We start from the raw sequence: 15,155 nt of genomic DNA on the forward strand, positions 1-15,155 counted from the left end.
TGCGGTGGGTGGGTGAGGCCAATCTACGCAGCCGGCAGCACGGCAGGGAGTAACAAGATCGTCGTGAATCCGGCCAGCGGCGGCGCCACCCAGCGTTGTGCTCGGGCGCGGCCGACGGAGCGCACATGCCCGTCCGCCTCCAGCGCCGCGAGTGCACGCTGTACCGAGCGCTGGCCCATGCCGGTGGCCAGCGCGAGCGCGGAGGTCGACCAGGCCATGCCGTCGGCGAGCAGGCCCTGCAACGCGGCCTGTTCGCCTTCCAGCGGCGGCGCCAGCACGACCACATGGCGTGCGCGATGCGGTACCAGCCGGAAGCCCTGCCCGGTCGCGGTGATGTCGGCGACGTCGACGACCAGCCGGCGCAGGCGGCCGATCTCCACGCGCAACCGCGCGCGATGCGTCTCGTCCGGATGGCGCGTGCGGAAGACGCGCGCGATCAGTGTGTTGCGCTCCACGTCGCCGGGCCAGCCGAGCGCCAGCGTGCGCAGCAGAGCGAACAGCACCGGGCGCCGAGCGAGCGGCAACATGACGCTGGCGTTGCGCAGGCCGTGGCGCACGGCGTCGACGACCAGCGTGCCCTGGTCGAGCAGCGCTTCCACTTCGTCCAGGCGGACCGGCTGTTCGTGGCCCGCGTGCAGGATCCGCGCGGCGGGGCGCTGCAACGCCGCGGCGACCTCGTCGACTTCCGCGCACAGGGCCGGGATGCCGGCCTGCACCGCCGTATCGCGCGCCTGCTGCAAGGCATCGCGGGCATCGCGCGTACGCAGCGAGCGCAGTGCGATCTCGGCGGTGGCGAGCGCGGCCAGGGCCTGGTGGGCCGGCGGCGCACCGTCCAGCTCGAGCGTGGCCAATACCGCGCTGGCGGCGTCCAGTCGTCCCAGCAGCAGGTGGCGGCGCACGGCGATCAGGCGTGCCTGCGTGGCGTTGATGCGATCACCGCGCGTCGCCAACGTGCGTGCCGCTTCGTCGAGCGGGCGTGGCGCGGTGCCGAGTTCGCGCATGGCCAGCGCCACTTCCGCCTCGGCCACCACGCAGCGTGCGCGCGCCACGGCTTCACGCGCACCGAAGCCGCGGCCGGCGCGGCGCAGCAGGTCGCGCGCGCGGGGATAATCGCCGAGTTGCGCCATGGCGATGCCGCGCAGCGCCAGGGCGGCGGGATCGTCGCGCCAGCCCACGTGCTTGAGTGCGCCGAGTACGTCGCCGGCGACCAGTGCCCGTCCGGCGGCGGCGATCAGGGAGTCCATGCGCGCAGGCTACCGCGGACGCGCGACGGCGTCGCGTGCCGCGGGCACGACTACTTCGCCTCGAGCTCCTTGCGCATGCGGGCGTAGTCGCGGCGGTACTGGCGGGCGAGCTGCACCTTCTTCGTGGCGCTGAGGATGCGGCCGGAGACCTGGAAGAACTTCTTCTCTTCCTCGCGCAGGTGGTGGTGCACCTTTTCCGACAACTCGCGCGCCTTCTTCAGCCACGCGGCATGACGCGGATCGAGCGACTGCAGGTCCTCGACCAGTTCGTCCATCTCGTGGTGCTCGTGCAGTGCGTGGCGCGAGGAATTCAGACCACGGTCGTCCATCAGGATGGGGACGTAGAGGAAGCGCTCCTCGGCGGCAGCGTGCGCGGCCAGTTCGATACGCAACGCGGTGAACAGGTCCAGCCGCTCGCGCGTGCCGGGCTTGGAACGAAGCAGGCGGCGGCACAATGAGCGCTGCGCCTCGTGGCTTTCGTGCAGGGCGTCGTAGATGGACTCGGGCATGGTGCGCTCGCGATGGCTGGCGGACGGCCAGCGTCCGTCACGCGGTGTCGAGACCGCGTTAACGGGGCACCGCGGACACTCGCTGTCCGCATTCCGTGCCATCACTGTCTTCTCTTCAACCGGAGGATCACGCCATGGAAACCCAGGAACTGCACCGAGGTCGCCTGATCGACCATATCCAGCTGGTCGTGCGCGACCTGAAGGCCAGCCAGCGGTTCTACACCGCGGTGTTCGACGTACTCGGCGTGCCGATGGGCGGCGAGGACGAAGGCTATTTCTGGGCGGACGAACTGTTCGTGTCCACGGCCGACAGCGAAGCTGCGCAGGGGGCGTTGACCGGCCGCCATCACCTCGCGTTCCAGGCGCAGGACAGGGCGATGGTCGAAGCCTTTCATAAGGCTGCGTTGGCGAACGGCGGCACCGACAACGGTGCACCGGGCGAGCGACCGTACCATCCCGGCTACTACGCCGCCTTCGTGCTGGATCCGGATGGCAATAACATCGAAGCGGTCTACCACGGAGAAGCGAAGCGCAGTGCCGCATCGGTGAAGATCGAGTTCTGAATCCTTCTCCCCGCTAGGCGGGGAGAAGGTGCCCGGAGGGCGGATGAGGGGCGCGCGCCGAACGCGGCACTATCGTGTGCTTGGATTGCCTCGCGCCTCCGTTCGCCCCTCACCCGCCTTCGGCACCCTCTCCCCGCTGACGCAGGGAGAGGGGATGTCGCGCGATAGGCGATACGGTGGCTTACACGAACATCCCGCCCGACGCTTCGATGCGCTGCGCGTTGACCCAGCCGGCGCCCGGCGACAGCAGCAGGGCGACGACGCCGCCGATGTCGTCCGGCAGGCCGACGCGGCCGAGCGCGGTCTGCGAGGCGACGAAGGCGTTGAGCTGCGCGTTGTCGCGCACCGCGCCGCCGCCGAAGTCGGTCTCGATCGCGCCGGGCGCCACGATGTTCACCGCGATGCCGCGCGCGCCCAGTTCCTTGGCCTGATAGCGCGTCAGCACCTCCATCGCACCCTTCATCGCCGCGTAGGCGGCGTAGCCGGGCAGGGCGAAGCGCGCCAGGCCGGACGAGATGTTGAGGATGCGGCCGCCGTCGGCGATCAGCGGCAGCAGCGTCTGGGTCAGGAAGAACGGGCCCTTGACGTGCACGTCGACCAGCGCGTCGAACTGCTCGCGCGTGGTCTCGGCGAAGCCGGCGTGCACACCCATGCCGGCGTTGTTGACCAGGTGGTCGAAGCGCTCGCGGTTCCAGGCCACCAACTGCGCGCGCATGGCATCGGCGAAGGCGTCGAAGGTGTCGCTCCGACCGACATCGAGTGGCAGCGCGGCGGCGCGCTGGCCGAGGGCTTCGATCTCGGCGACGACGGCCGCGGCTTCCGCCTGCTGGCTGCGGTAGGTCAGCAGCACGTCGTGGCCCTGGCGGGCGACGGCGAGGGCCATGTTGCGGCCGAGGCCGCGGCTGCCGCCGGTGATCAGGGTGAGGGGGGAGGAAGGGCTGGTCATGACAGGTCTCCAGTCGGGGAAGTCGGTGGAATCACCGTGGCGACACTGTATTGGTGGTCATAGCTTGGATAAATTGGCCTAAACTGATTAGACCGTTCGCTCAAGCCGAACAATAGCCGGAAGCCTCCATGAACCGCCTCGATGCCATGCAGACCTTTCTCCGGGTGGCCGAGATGGCCAGCTTCACCCGCGCGGCCGACAGCCTGGGCCTGCCCAAGGCCAGCGTCTCCACCGCCGTACAGCAGCTCGAGGCGTGGCTGGGCACGCAGCTGCTGCACCGGACCACCCGGCGCGTGCAGCTCACCCAGGACGGCCAGGTGTTCTACGAGCGCTGCCGCGACCTGCTGGCCGACATGGAGGAGGTGCAGCACCTGTTCGCGCGCACGCCGCAGGCGCTGCGCGGCCGACTGCGCGTGGACATGCCGGCGCGCTTCGCGCGCCACTTCGTGCTGCCGCACCTGCCGGACTTCCTGCAGGCGCATCCGCACCTGGAGCTGGAACTGAGTTGCACCGATCGCCGCGTCGACGTGGTGAGCGAGGGCTTCGATTGCGTCCTGCGCGTCGGCACGCTCGCCGATACCAGCCTGGTCGCGCGTCCGCTCGGCGAACTGCGCGTGGTGACCTGCGCCAGCCCGGCGTACCTGCAGCGTCACGGCGTGCCGGCGTCGCCGGACGACCTGCATGCGCACCGGCTGATCCACTACGCCAGCACGTTCGGCGGCAAGGCCGACGGTTGGGAATACTGGGACGGTGCGCAGTTCGCCAGCGTGCCGATGACGGGCGCGCTGACGGTCAACAGCTCCGACGCCTACGAAGCGGCCTGCATCGCCGGACTGGGCCTGATCCAGGCGCCGATGGCCGGCCTGCGCACGCTGATCGAACAGGGGCATTTGGTGGAAGTGCTGCCGGCGTACCGGGCAGAACCGATGCCGGTGACGCTGCTGTACGCGCACCGCCGCCACCTGCCGCAACGCGTGCAGGCCTTCATGGGCTGGCTGGCGGACACCTCGCGGCCCTATCTCGACGCCTGAGGCGCCCTACGTCGTCTGGCGTCCGCCGGTGTCGACCTGCACCTGGCGCCTCACCAGGGCTCGGAAGAACGGGCCGGTCAGCAGCGTCGACAGCACGGCCAGCGTGACCAGCGCGGCGAACGCGTGTTCGGACAGCAGCCCCTTGTCGCGCAGGATGGTGGCGGCGACGATTTCCATCAGCCCCTTGCATTGCAGCAGCGCGCCGACCGCGAGCGCTTCGCGCTGCGACAGCGTGCTGGCCGGCGGACACAGCAGCACCGCGACCAGCTTCGCCAGGACCGCCAGCACCAGCAGCACCAGCGAGGCCTGCAGCGATGCCCAGCCCAGCACGCTGCCATCGATCTTCAGGCCGCTGTGGCCGAAGAACAGCGGTGCCAGTCCGATCAGGGCGAACTGCCCCATGCGTTCGACCGGCAGCCGCTTCGTCCACGCGGCGGGCACCATCGCGCCGCCGAAGTAGGCGCCCAGCAAGGCGTGCAGGCCAAGCTGCGAACTGACCCATGCACCGCCGACGAGGAACAGCGGCAGCGCCAGCCACACGCACCAGGCCGGCGGTTGGGCGCGCAGGCGCGTCGCCAGCGATCCGGCGGTGGTGAGGAGCAGGATCGCGCCGATGGCGAGCACGGTCAGCGACGAGGCGCCGGCCAGCAGCGAGCCACCTTCCGCCACGAACAACAGGACGGCGAGACCGATCCACAGCATGGCATCGTCGATCACCGCGATGCGCACCGCGAGTTGGGTCAGCGGGCGGTGCAGCGGGCCGAGTTCGCGCACGATGCCGATCAGCACCGGCAGTGCGCTGACCGCGATGCACAGGCCGATCGCCAGCGCACCCATCCATGCGCCCCCCTTCGGCGGCTCCCAGCCCGGCAGGCCGGTGAAGTAGGAGTGCGCGGCCAGCGTGCCCAGCGCGAACGGTAGCAGCAGCGCCATGCCGGCGCTGGCGACGAAGCGCAGGGCCTGCGTGCGTGGCAACGGACCGGCGTCGGACGCGCTGGGCAGGTGCGCGGACTGGCGCGTTTCCAGTCCGGCGGTGAAGGCGAGCAGCAACACGCCGACGAAGCCGGCCTGGTCGCCCAGCGTCGACGGCACGCCCCAGCCGGACGGCAGCACGCCGGTGGCCGCCAGCAGCAGGCCGATGATGATCGGGATGACGGCGATGGGGATCGAGCGGCCGAGCGCCCGCCAGACCACCCAGGCCAAGCCGATGAAGATCAATGCGTCGAGGGCGAGTGCAGTCAGGTCGGCCATGCGGTCGATGGTAAACGCTGCTGGCACGACGTTGGCGGCGTCGCTCCCTCCATTGTGCGACCGGGAAAACACGAGGCCCCGACATGCGGGGCCTCGCGGGTACGGTACGGTGACGGGCGCTTACGCCTCCACGTCTTCCTTGTAGGCATCCACCGGGATGCAGGCGCACATGACGTTCTTGTCGCCGTAGACGTTGTCCACGCGCGCGACCGGCGGCCAGTACTTCTGCAGCTTCAGCGTGGCCAGCGGGAACGCGGCCAGTTCGCGCGGGTAGGCGTGGGTCCACTCGCTGGCCATCACCATCGTCGCGGTGTGCGGCGCGTGCTTCAGCGGGTTGTCCTCGCGGTCCAGGCGGCCGTCCTCGACCGCGCGGATCTCCTCGCGGATCTCGATCATCGCGTCGATGAAGCGGTCCAACTCGTGCTGCGATTCGCTTTCGGTCGGCTCGACCATCAGCGTGCCGGCGACCGGGAAGCTCAGCGTGGGCGCGTGGAAGCCGAAGTCGATCAGGCGCTTGGCCACGTCCTCGGCGCTGATGCCGGTGCGGTCCTTGATCGGGCGCAGGTCGAGGATGCATTCGTGCGCCACCAGCCCGTTGCGGCCGGTGTAGAGCGTCTCGTAGTGCGCTTCCAGCCGCTTGGCGATGTAGTTGGCGTTGAGCAGCGCCACCTGCGTGGCCTTGCGCAGGCCGGCCGCGCCCATCAGCGTGATGTACATCCAGCTGATCGGCAGGATGCTGGCGCTGCCGAAGCTGGCCGCGCTGACCATGCCCACGTCGCCTTCGCCGCCGAGCGTCTTGGGCAGGTACGGCGCCAGGTGCGCCTTCACCGCGCACGGACCCACGCCGGGACCGCCGCCGCCGTGCGGAATGCAGAAGGTCTTGTGCAGGTTGAGGTGGGAAACGTCCGAACCCCACTTGCCGGGCTTGGCCACGCCGACCAGGGCGTTCATGTTGGCGCCGTCGGTATAGACCTGGCCGCCGTGCTGGTGGACGACGTCGCAGATGGCGACCACGTCTTCCTCGAACACGCCATGCGTGGACGGGTAGGTGATCATGATCGCCGCAAGGCGGTCGCTGTACTTCTCGGCGGCGCGGCGGATGTCTTCGACATCGACGTTGCCGTTGGCATCGCACTTGGTCACCACCACCTGCATGCCGCACATCTGCGCGCTGGCCGGGTTGGTGCCGTGCGCGGATTCGGGGATCAGGCAGATGTCGCGGTGGGCTTCGCCGCGCGCGCGGTGGTAGGCGCGGATCGCCAGCAGGCCGGCGTACTCGCCCTGCGCGCCGGAGTTGGGCTGCAGGCTGACCGCGTCGTAGCCGGTGCATTCGACCAGCATGGCTTCCAGCTCGTCGATCAGCTGCGTGTAGCCCTGGGTCTGTCCGGCCGGCGCCAGCGGATGGATGTTGCCGAACTCGGGCCAGGTCACCGGAATCATCTCGGCCGTGGCGTTGAGCTTCATCGTGCAGCTGCCCAGCGGGATCATGGTGCGGTCCAGCGCCAGATCCTTGTCCGACAGTGCGCGCATGTAGCGCAGCAGTTCGTGTTCGCTGTGGTGCGTGTTGAACACTGGATGGGTCAGGAAGTTGCTGCGGCGACGCAGGTCGGCCGGGATCAGCGACGGCGCGCTGGCATCCAGCGCGTCGACCGACGGCAGCGTGGCGGCTTCACCGGCGAACACGCCCCACAGCGCGTCGACGTCGGCGCGGGTGGTGGTCTCGTCCAGCGAGATGCACAGCGAACCGTTGCTGCGCACGCGCAGGTTGAGGTGGGCGTCGCGGGCGCGGGCCAGGATGGCATCGCGCGCGTCACCCGGTTCGATGCACAGCGTGTCGAACGCGCTGGCATGCACGGCCGGATAGCCGAGCGTGCGCAGGCCCTCGGCGAGGATGGCGGTCAGGCGTGCGACGCGGCCGGCGATGCGGGCCAGGCCTTCCGGGCCGTGATAGACGGCGTACATGCTGGCCATCACGGCCAGCAGCACCTGCGCGGTGCAGATGTTGGAGGTGGCCTTCTCGCGACGGATGTGCTGTTCGCGCGTCTGCAGCGTCAGGCGGTAGGCCGGCTTCCCCTCGGCATCGACCGACACGCCGATCAAGCGGCCGGGCATGCTGCGCTTGTAGGCATCGCGGCAGGCCATGAAGGCGGCGTGCGGGCCACCGAAACCGAACGGCACGCCGAAGCGCTGCGAGTTGCCGATGACGATGTCGGCGCCCATCTCGCCCGGCGGCTTCAGCAGGGTCAACGCGAGCAGGTCGGTGGCGACGACGAACAGCGCATTGTTCGCGTGGATGGCGTCGGCGTCCTTCGCCCAGTCGGCGACCCAGCCGCTGGAGGCGGGGTACTGCACCAGCACGCCGAAGTAGTCTCCGGCGGCCAGCTTCTCGTGGAAGGCGTCGGTGGAGCGCACCACCTCGACGGTGAGGCCCAGCGGCTCGGCGCGAGTGGCCAGCACTTCCAGCGTCTGCGGGTGGGTGTCGCCGGCGACCAGGAAGGTGTTCGACTTCGACTTAGCCGAGCGCTTGGCCAGCGTCATGGCTTCGGCGGCGGCGGTACCTTCGTCCAGCAGCGAGGCGCTGGCGATCTCCATGCCGGTCAGGTCGGTGACCATGGTCTGGAAGTTGATCAGCGCTTCCATGCGGCCCTGCGAGATCTCTGCCTGGTACGGCGTGTAGGCGGTGTACCAGGCCGGGTTCTCGAGGATGTTGCGCAGGATGACCTTCGGCGTGTGCGTGCCGTAGTAGCCCTGGCCGATGAAACTGCGGAAGACCTGGTTGCGGCCGGCGACGGCGCGGATCTTCGCCAGCGCCTCTTCCTCGTTGATGGGCGAGGGCAGGGCCAGCGGCTGCGCGGACTTGATGTTGGCGGGCACGATGGCATCGGTCATCGCATCGAGCGAATCGTGGCCGACCACGCGCAGCATGTGCGCGATCTCGGCATCGTTCGGGCCGATGTGGCGTTCGAGGAACGCGCCGTGGTGCTCGAGCTCGCGCAGGGAGGGGGTGTTCGACATGGCAGGCATCCGGAAGGGCGATAGGGCCAGCGTGCGGAAGCCGCACGTGGGGTGCCCCTCTGTCCTTTTGCCTGAGAGTTTGGAAGCACACCGACGGGGACGTCGCGCACTTCGTGCCCCTTCGGCGCCGGCGCTGCCGCGTGGGCGGCCGGTCTCTCCAGAGTGTCGTTGCCGTGGTGGTATCGGGCCTGAGCGATTACGGGCGTTTGCGCCTTCGGCAGCACGTCGCGGGCGACGGGCTTCTCCCACCGGATCTTGCCGCCGGATTATAGCGCGGCGCGGCGGCCGGCCGGCGGTTTGCGCGTACCATGGGCGGCCCGGCCCGGCCTGTTCATGAAGCCCGCGCCGCGACTGTCCGGAGTTTCCCCGCAATGAGTGCCCCCCACGCCATCTCCAACCGTCGCCTGGCCCTGCTGCTGGGCGGGCTGGCGATGTTCGGCCCGTTCTCGATCGACACCATCTTCCCGGCGTTCCCGGCCATCGGCGTGCAGCTGGGCGCGGACAAGGTGGCGATGCAGCAGACCATCAGCGTGTACCTGCTGACGTATGCGCTGATGAGCCTGGTGCACGGACCGCTGTCCGACACGTTCGGACGGCGGCGGGTGATCCTGGGTGGCTTGTTCGTATTCCTGCTGGCCTCGGTGGGCTGTGCGCTGGCCACCGACATGGGCACGCTGCTGCTGTTCCGGGCGATGCAGGGCCTGTCCGCGGGCGTCGGCTTCATCGTCGGGCGCGCGGTGGTCCGCGACGCGCGCGATGGCGATGACGCGCAGCGGCTGATGAGCCAGGTGTCGATGATCTTCGGCATCGCGCCGGCCATCGCGCCGATCGTGGGCGGCTGGATCCTCGGCTGGAGCGCGTGGCCGATGATCTTCTGGTTCCTCGCCGGTTTCTCGCTGCTGCTGATGGTGGCGGTGATCGGCTGGCTGCCGGAGACGCACCCCCCGGAGGCGCGGCTGACGGTATCGCCGCGCCGCCTGCTGCGCGATTACGTGGGCATCGCGCGCAATCCGCGCTTCCTGCGGCTGGCCGCGGCAGGCTCGTTGGGGTTCGGCGGCCTGTTCCTGTACATCGCCTCGGCGCCGGCGTTCGTGATGGATCTGCTGCACCTGGACGAACAGCAGTTCGCCTGGCTTTTCCTGCCCACCATCGGCGGCATGGTGCTGGGGGCGTTCCTGTCGGGCCGTGCCGCCGGGCGCATCGAGGGGACGCGCCTGGTGAGGATCGGCTACGCCTGCATGGCCCTGGCGATGCTCGCCAACGTCGGCTACAACGCCTGGGCCGGCGACGACATCCGGGTGCCGTGGGCGGTCTTGCCGATGATGCTGGCGGCGCTGGGCGTGGCGCTGGTATTCCCGATCCTGACGCTAGCGATCCTCGACATGTACCCGCGCCAGCGTGGCGCGGCCTCGTCGCTGCAGGCCTTCAGCAACCTGATCGTCAACGCCATCATCGCCGGTGTACTTTCGCCGCTGCTGAGCCAGCATGGCCTGCATCTGGCGCTCGGCATGGCCGGCTTCACGCTGCTGGGCTGGCTGATGTGGCAATGGGAGGCGAAGGCCCACCATCGCCGGCTGGCGTGCCCGAAGAACGCCGCCGCGCTCGAACCCACCGATCAACTCTGACGTCCTGCGAGAACCCCCATGTCGATCCAGTCCAAGGCCCGCCGCGAGGCGAAGAAGCGCAAGGCGACCAAGGCGCACAACCAGGCGCGCGCGAATGCGCCGGCCATCGAACCGCATGCCGAACTGCGCAATCCCGAGGGCGAGCTGCTGGCTGGCGTGGTACGCCAGGCCGGCGTGTGGGTACTGGGCCTGGACGGCCGCATCGCCGGCAGTTCCGACAGCGCGGCCGAGGTGCTGGCGATGATCAAGCAGGCTGCCGCGCTGCACGAAGCACAGGGCAACGCGGTGCGGCTGGTGTATTCGGACGAACTGCGCGACACCGCGGTGATCGAGGCGGCGGCGCAAGGGCTCACGCTGGAACAGTTCGAGGCGCAACTGGCCGAACAGATGAAGGCGCGCAAGCCGGATCCCGCGCCGGACGTGAACTGAGGGGCGTTGCTTTTCAGTAGGAGCGACGTCAGTCGCGACGCGCCCCGATGGCAACGCCCACCGCAGGAACAGAGGCGCGCCCGGGGGGAGAGTCACCGGCTTTCCACGTGGCCGGTGGGCGTGCGGTCGCGACTGACGTCGCTCCTACAGAAGAGCCCGGCGGCGGCGCAGCCATGCGGTGACGCCCGCAAGCGCAAGCACCGGCACCCACACCCAGCGCAGCTCCGACAGCAGCACCTCCACGCCACGCGCGCTGAAGAAGCGGTTCGCGAACGGCGAGACTTCGATCACCCGCCATGGCGAGAAGTGGCGGGCGTCGGACCAGGGCCACAGCAGCGCGACGCCGAGGCCGCCATCAGTCAGCATGTCCAGCAACGGATGCGAGGCGGCGGATAGTGCGATGAACAGGAATGCTGCGATGGGCGTTACCTTCAGCCAGCGCGCGCAGCAGGCGACGAAGGCGCCGCACACCAGCGCGAACACCAGCGAATGGCTGGCGCCGCGGTGACCGAACACGTGCGCGTATTCGATGCCGAGTTTGAACGCGATGACGTCGGCATCCGGCAGCACCGCGGCGATCATGCCGGCGACGACCAGGCGGGGTGGCAGGCGTGCCTTGCCGAGCGCGATGCCGGCTGCCAGGGGAATCAGCGCATGGGTCACGATGGTCGGCATGGATCGGGCCGGAGAAAGGTCGCCATCAGATTGGATGCGCTGCGTGTGCCCACGATGAAGCGGATGCGTGCGCAGCAAAAAGGCCGGCATGGGGCCGGCCTTTCTTTCTTGGCATGCAGGGGTCCGCTCAGCGCTCGAGCGTGCCTGCGCGCAGCGGCGTCGCCTGCGGCGTGCGCTCGCGCACGGCCGGTGTCGTTACCGGTGCGGATACCGCAGGCGATGTCCTTGCGCCCTGGCCCTGGGCGACGGCACTGGCACCGGCAGCGCGGACCAGTGGCTGGGTACCGTTCTCGCGGACCGGATCCGCAGCGATCCATTGTTTGATCTGCGGGAAGATCAGGTCGAGGCGCGAATAGTGGTCGCGGTTGGCTGGGCTGGAGAGCGTGCCTGCGTTGGCGCAACTCGCGCTGCCACCGTACAGGCCACCGCGCAGGCGGTAGCTGTTGTCGCGGTACAGCGTGAACAGGCCGGAGCCGCTGCTGCCGCCTTCGGTGGTGCCTTCCAGCCAGCCGACGGTGAAGTTCTCCGGGTAGACGTCGGTCACGTGCTGGCCGCGCGAGTACTTCTTGGCGTCGCCGGACGGGTGGTGCAGGGCGATGACGTTGGCATTTGCCGCCAGCGGGCTGGCATCCCAGCCGGCGAACGTCGCCGAGGCAGGAGGTGCGTTGCGCAGGCGCAGCAGCAGGGCATCGACGTTGGCGTCATGGAACATCACGTCGGCGCCGCCGGTCAGCGGATTGGCGCGTACGCCGTTGTTGGTACCGCAGGTCGAGTTCTCGTAGCCCCAATAGGTATTGAGGCTGAGCGCGACCTTGGCGCGGTCCTGCACCGGCACGCCGTCGCTGCCGCCGGCGAAGCAATGGTCCGCCGAATAGAACCACGGTACCTGCGTGGCTGCCGTGGTGTCGTTGAGCAGGGTGCCGGTGCAGATGTAGGTGCCGTAGATGCCGCCGGACGTGGTGTAGACGTTGAAGACCATGTGCGCCACGGCGTTCTTCGCCTGCACGTATGCGGGACCCAGGCTGTCGACACGGCAGACGGCATCGATGTTGCAGGATGCGGATTCGCCGATCTTCTCGACGATCTTGAAATCGTTCGCGCTGTTGGCCAGCAGGTGCGATACCTGCGGCGCCTGCAGTCGCGCCTGCGCCGCCGTGACATGGGCGGGTCGGTAGATCTCGATGATCTGGGTGATGCCGTCGGTGGCAGGGCTCCAGTAGATCCCTTGCGCGTCTGCGGACTGGCGCGCCTCGGCGCCGCTGATCGCGGCGACCACGCGTTGCGGCGCATCGGAGCCACCGAAACGCAGTTCGACGTGCGGGTGCAGACCGGTGACATGCAGACCCACGCGCAGGCCCAATGCGTCGGGCGAATTGACCTGCAAGCGGGCTACGGCGCCGCCGGACTTGAGCGGCACCCAGCGCAGCGCCGGTGTCGTGCGGCCGATACCTTCACCGGCCAGTTGCCGGCCGATGCCGATCTGGGTCGCCTTCACGCGTGGCGAGGCGTTGCGGTTTTCCAGCTCGACGAGGCGCTCGAGCGCTATTTCGCGATAACCCACCGGCGTGGCGGTGCGTGCAGGAAACGCTGGCAACTTCCAGGCGGGCGCCGCCTTCAGCGGTGTGCGGCTGGCCTCGCCTGCGACTTCGGTGACCGCAGCGTGCGCAACGAAGGCGCTGGTCAGCAGCAGGCTGGCGAGAAAGTAGCGTGCCGTGGATCGGCGCATGAACGGACGTCCTTGAGGTGGAAAGGTCGAGCAGGGCGGGCCGTCATCGGCCCGCCCCGGGGTGGACTACGACTTGGCGGGCGGTGCCGCCGGTGCTGCGGTGGCCGACGCCTTGGCGGGCGGTGCCGCCGGTGCTGCGGTGGCCGACGCCTGCCAGCCACAGGTCTGGCCTTCGTTCTGCTGCTTCAGCCAGTCCTGCAGCGGGGCGAAGTACTCCAGCACCGCGCCGGCATCCATCTTCTCGGTGCCGGTCAGTTCCTTCAGCGTGCCCTGCCACGGCTGGCTGGCGCCCTTCTCCAGCATCGCCCAGAACTTCTGGCCCGCCGCCTTGTTGCCGTAGAAGCTGCAGTTGTACAGCGGACCCTTGTAGCCGGCCGCGTCGCACAGGCCCTTGTAGAACTGGAACTGCAGCACGTGCGACAGGAAGTAGCGCGTGTACGGCGTGTTGCCCGGCACGTGGTACTTCGCGCCCGGATCGAAGAAGTCCTCGCCGCGCGCGGTGGCCGGCGCCACGCCCTGGTACTTGGCCTTCAGCTCCCACCATGCCTTGTTGTAGTCGGCCGGTTTGATGCTGCCGTCGAACACGCCCCAGCGCCAGCGGTCGATCATCAGGCCGAACGGCATGAATGACACCTTCGCCAGCGCCATGCGCATCTGGTTGTTGATCAGCGCTTCGTTGCTCTGCGCCGTGCCATCGACCATGCCGATCGACTTCAGGTAGTCGGGCGTCATCGCCAGCACCATGGTGTCCCCGATCGCCTCGTGGAAGCCGTCGTGCGCGCCGGTCTGGAACAGCGGCGGCAGCTTGTTGTAGGCCAGGTAATAGTAGACGTGGCCCAGCTCGTGGTAGATCGTGGTGAAGTCTTCCTCGTTCGGCTTGATGCACATCTTGGTGCGCACGTCGCCGGTCATGTTCATGTCCCATGCGCTGGCATGGCAGACCACATCGCGGTCCATCGGCTTGATGAACTGCGTCTTCGACCAGTAGCTCTCGGGTAGCTTCGGCATGCCGAGGCTGGTGTAGAAGTCCTGGGCGCGCTCGGTCATCTGCCTGGCGACCTGCAGCTGCGCGTCGCGTTCGGCCTTGAACATCGCGTCGGTGGTCGGGCCGGGGCCGGCCTTCGCCAGTGCGGCCTGGTAGTCCGCCTGGTACTGCTTTTCCAGGGCGGCGGTGATGTTGAGATCGCCGGCACCCTTGTACGGCTCCAGCACGTCCCAGAGGTTGCCCCAGTCCTGCTGCCACATGTTGCCCATCAGGTGCGCGGGCAGCAGGCCGTTGACCTGGCCCTTTTCCACGCCATACGTGGCCTGCAGCTTGGTGCGGGTGTAGCAGTGCAGCTGCTCGTACAGCGGCTTGACCTGGCCCCACAGGCGGTCTGTTTCGGCCGCGATCTCGGCCGGCGTCATGTCGTAGCCGCTGCGCCACATTTCGCCGGCATCGGCGAAGCCCATTTCTTTGGAGCCTTCGTTCACCAGTTCGACGAAGCGCGTGTAGTCCTTGCGCATCGGCTGGGCGATGGTGTGCCAGCCCTGCCAGGCGTCGAGCTGCGCGTCGTAGTCGCGGCTGCTGCGCAGCACGTCCTCGAGCTCGCCGAGCTGGCGGCACTTCTTCGCATCGCCTTCGCCGGTGCAATAGCTGCCCGCGCCGTAGGTGCCTTCCATCTTTGTGGCGATCTGGGTCAGTTCGGCGAGCTTGGCTGGGTCCTTCGGTGCCGGCATGGCGGTGGCCAGCTTCAGCAACTGGATGGCGCGTGCCGTCTCGGGCGACATCTGCTGGCCTTCGAACTTCTTGGCCTGCTCGATCCAGCTGTTGAGCTGGGTCAGGTAGCGCTCGTTGCCCTTGGCGGCCAGCAGCTGGCTGTCGTCGTTGATGTAGGTGCTGGACAGCCACTGCGCGGCGGTCAGCTCCGGATACATCTTCTTGAACTCGTCGTTGACGCGCGCGATGAACTGGTCGGCGGTCTCGCCCTTCGGCGCGGCCGGTGCAGCGGTCGTGTCGGCGGCAGGCTCGTCCTTCTTGCAGGCGGCGAGCGTGGCGACGCTCGCGCCGACGGCGAGGGCGAGCAGGAGGTGGCGATGCTTCACGGGACGTCCTTCAGGGTGCGCGGGCGCAGGAACCGGAAGGGTAGTGAGAGGCGGCG

At 68.8% G+C, this 15,155-nt stretch carries 12 protein-coding genes and 1 riboswitch; of the genes, 4 read left to right on the forward strand and 8 right to left on the reverse strand.

Annotated elements, in window-relative coordinates; translation table 11 throughout:
- Positions 1 to 23: 23 nt before the first annotated feature.
- Both AC04MD_RS01405 and AC04MD_RS01410 read right to left on the reverse strand, forming a co-directional pair.
- A complete protein-coding gene (locus AC04MD_RS01405; protein WP_475495557.1) occupies positions 24 to 1,244 on the reverse strand; it encodes a helix-turn-helix domain-containing protein in 1,221 nt (406 codons plus the stop codon).
- A gap of 50 nt (positions 1,245 to 1,294) precedes the next feature.
- Positions 1,295 to 1,753, reverse strand: a complete 459-nt coding sequence (locus AC04MD_RS01410; protein ID WP_475495558.1) for a hemerythrin domain-containing protein — start codon at positions 1,751 to 1,753, stop codon at positions 1,295 to 1,297.
- Between the two features lie 134 nt (positions 1,754 to 1,887).
- On the opposite strand from AC04MD_RS01410, the gene AC04MD_RS01415 reads away from it, so the two are divergent.
- Complete coding sequence (locus AC04MD_RS01415; protein ID WP_475495559.1) at positions 1,888 to 2,316, forward strand: VOC family protein; 429 nt, start codon at positions 1,888 to 1,890, stop codon at positions 2,314 to 2,316.
- Positions 2,317 to 2,497: 181 nt separating this feature from the next.
- Here the strand turns inward: AC04MD_RS01415 and AC04MD_RS01420 are convergent, their stop codons facing one another.
- Positions 2,498 to 3,262 (reverse strand): SDR family NAD(P)-dependent oxidoreductase, encoded by a 765-nt coding sequence (locus AC04MD_RS01420; protein ID WP_475495560.1) that lies wholly within the window; start codon positions 3,260 to 3,262, stop codon positions 2,498 to 2,500.
- 128 nt (positions 3,263 to 3,390) lie between these two features.
- Here AC04MD_RS01420 and AC04MD_RS01425 point away from each other — a divergent pair, with 128 nt between their 5' ends.
- Positions 3,391 to 4,293, forward strand: coding sequence for a LysR family transcriptional regulator (locus AC04MD_RS01425; RefSeq protein WP_475495561.1), 903 nt, complete (start codon positions 3,391 to 3,393; stop codon positions 4,291 to 4,293).
- 6 nt (positions 4,294 to 4,299) lie between these two features.
- Here AC04MD_RS01425 and AC04MD_RS01430 read toward each other — a convergent pair whose 3' ends face one another.
- Complete coding sequence (locus AC04MD_RS01430; RefSeq protein WP_475495562.1) at positions 4,300 to 5,544, reverse strand: cation:proton antiporter; 1,245 nt, start codon at positions 5,542 to 5,544, stop codon at positions 4,300 to 4,302.
- 120 nt (positions 5,545 to 5,664) lie between these two features.
- Positions 5,665 to 8,568: an aminomethyl-transferring glycine dehydrogenase gene (gene gcvP, locus AC04MD_RS01435; protein ID WP_475495563.1), complete on the reverse strand. Its 2,904-nt coding sequence runs from the start codon at positions 8,566 to 8,568 to the stop codon at positions 5,665 to 5,667.
- A gap of 40 nt (positions 8,569 to 8,608) precedes the next feature.
- A riboswitch (glycine riboswitch) is annotated at positions 8,609 to 8,730 on the reverse strand.
- 200 nt (positions 8,731 to 8,930) lie between these two features.
- Between gcvP and AC04MD_RS01440 the strand changes: the two genes are divergently transcribed.
- Entirely contained in the window at positions 8,931 to 10,184 is a 1,254-nt protein-coding gene (locus tag AC04MD_RS01440) for a multidrug effflux MFS transporter (RefSeq protein ID WP_475495564.1), read from the forward strand.
- Positions 10,185 to 10,202: 18 nt separating this feature from the next.
- Positions 10,203 to 10,613 (forward strand): hypothetical protein, encoded by a 411-nt coding sequence (locus AC04MD_RS01445; protein WP_475495565.1) that lies wholly within the window; start codon positions 10,203 to 10,205, stop codon positions 10,611 to 10,613.
- Between the two features lie 144 nt (positions 10,614 to 10,757).
- Here the strand turns inward: AC04MD_RS01445 and AC04MD_RS01450 are convergent, their stop codons facing one another.
- The 3 genes from AC04MD_RS01450 to AC04MD_RS01460 form a co-directional block, all read right to left on the reverse strand.
- Entirely contained in the window at positions 10,758 to 11,288 is a 531-nt protein-coding gene (locus tag AC04MD_RS01450) for a metal-dependent hydrolase (protein WP_475495566.1), read from the reverse strand.
- Positions 11,289 to 11,415: 127 nt separating this feature from the next.
- Positions 11,416 to 13,014 carry a trypsin-like serine peptidase gene (locus AC04MD_RS01455; protein ID WP_475495567.1) on the reverse strand — a complete coding sequence of 533 codons (1,599 nt, stop codon included), beginning with the start codon at positions 13,012 to 13,014 and terminating at the stop codon, positions 11,416 to 11,418.
- A 66-nt stretch (positions 13,015 to 13,080) separates the two neighbouring features.
- On the reverse strand, positions 13,081 to 15,099 hold the full coding sequence (locus AC04MD_RS01460) for a M2 family metallopeptidase (RefSeq protein ID WP_475495568.1): 2,019 nt from the start codon (positions 15,097 to 15,099) through the stop codon (positions 13,081 to 13,083).
- Positions 15,100 to 15,155: the final 56 nt, after the last annotated feature.

The sequence above is a fragment of the Pseudoxanthomonas sp. LjRoot206 genome (assembly GCF_056175725.1).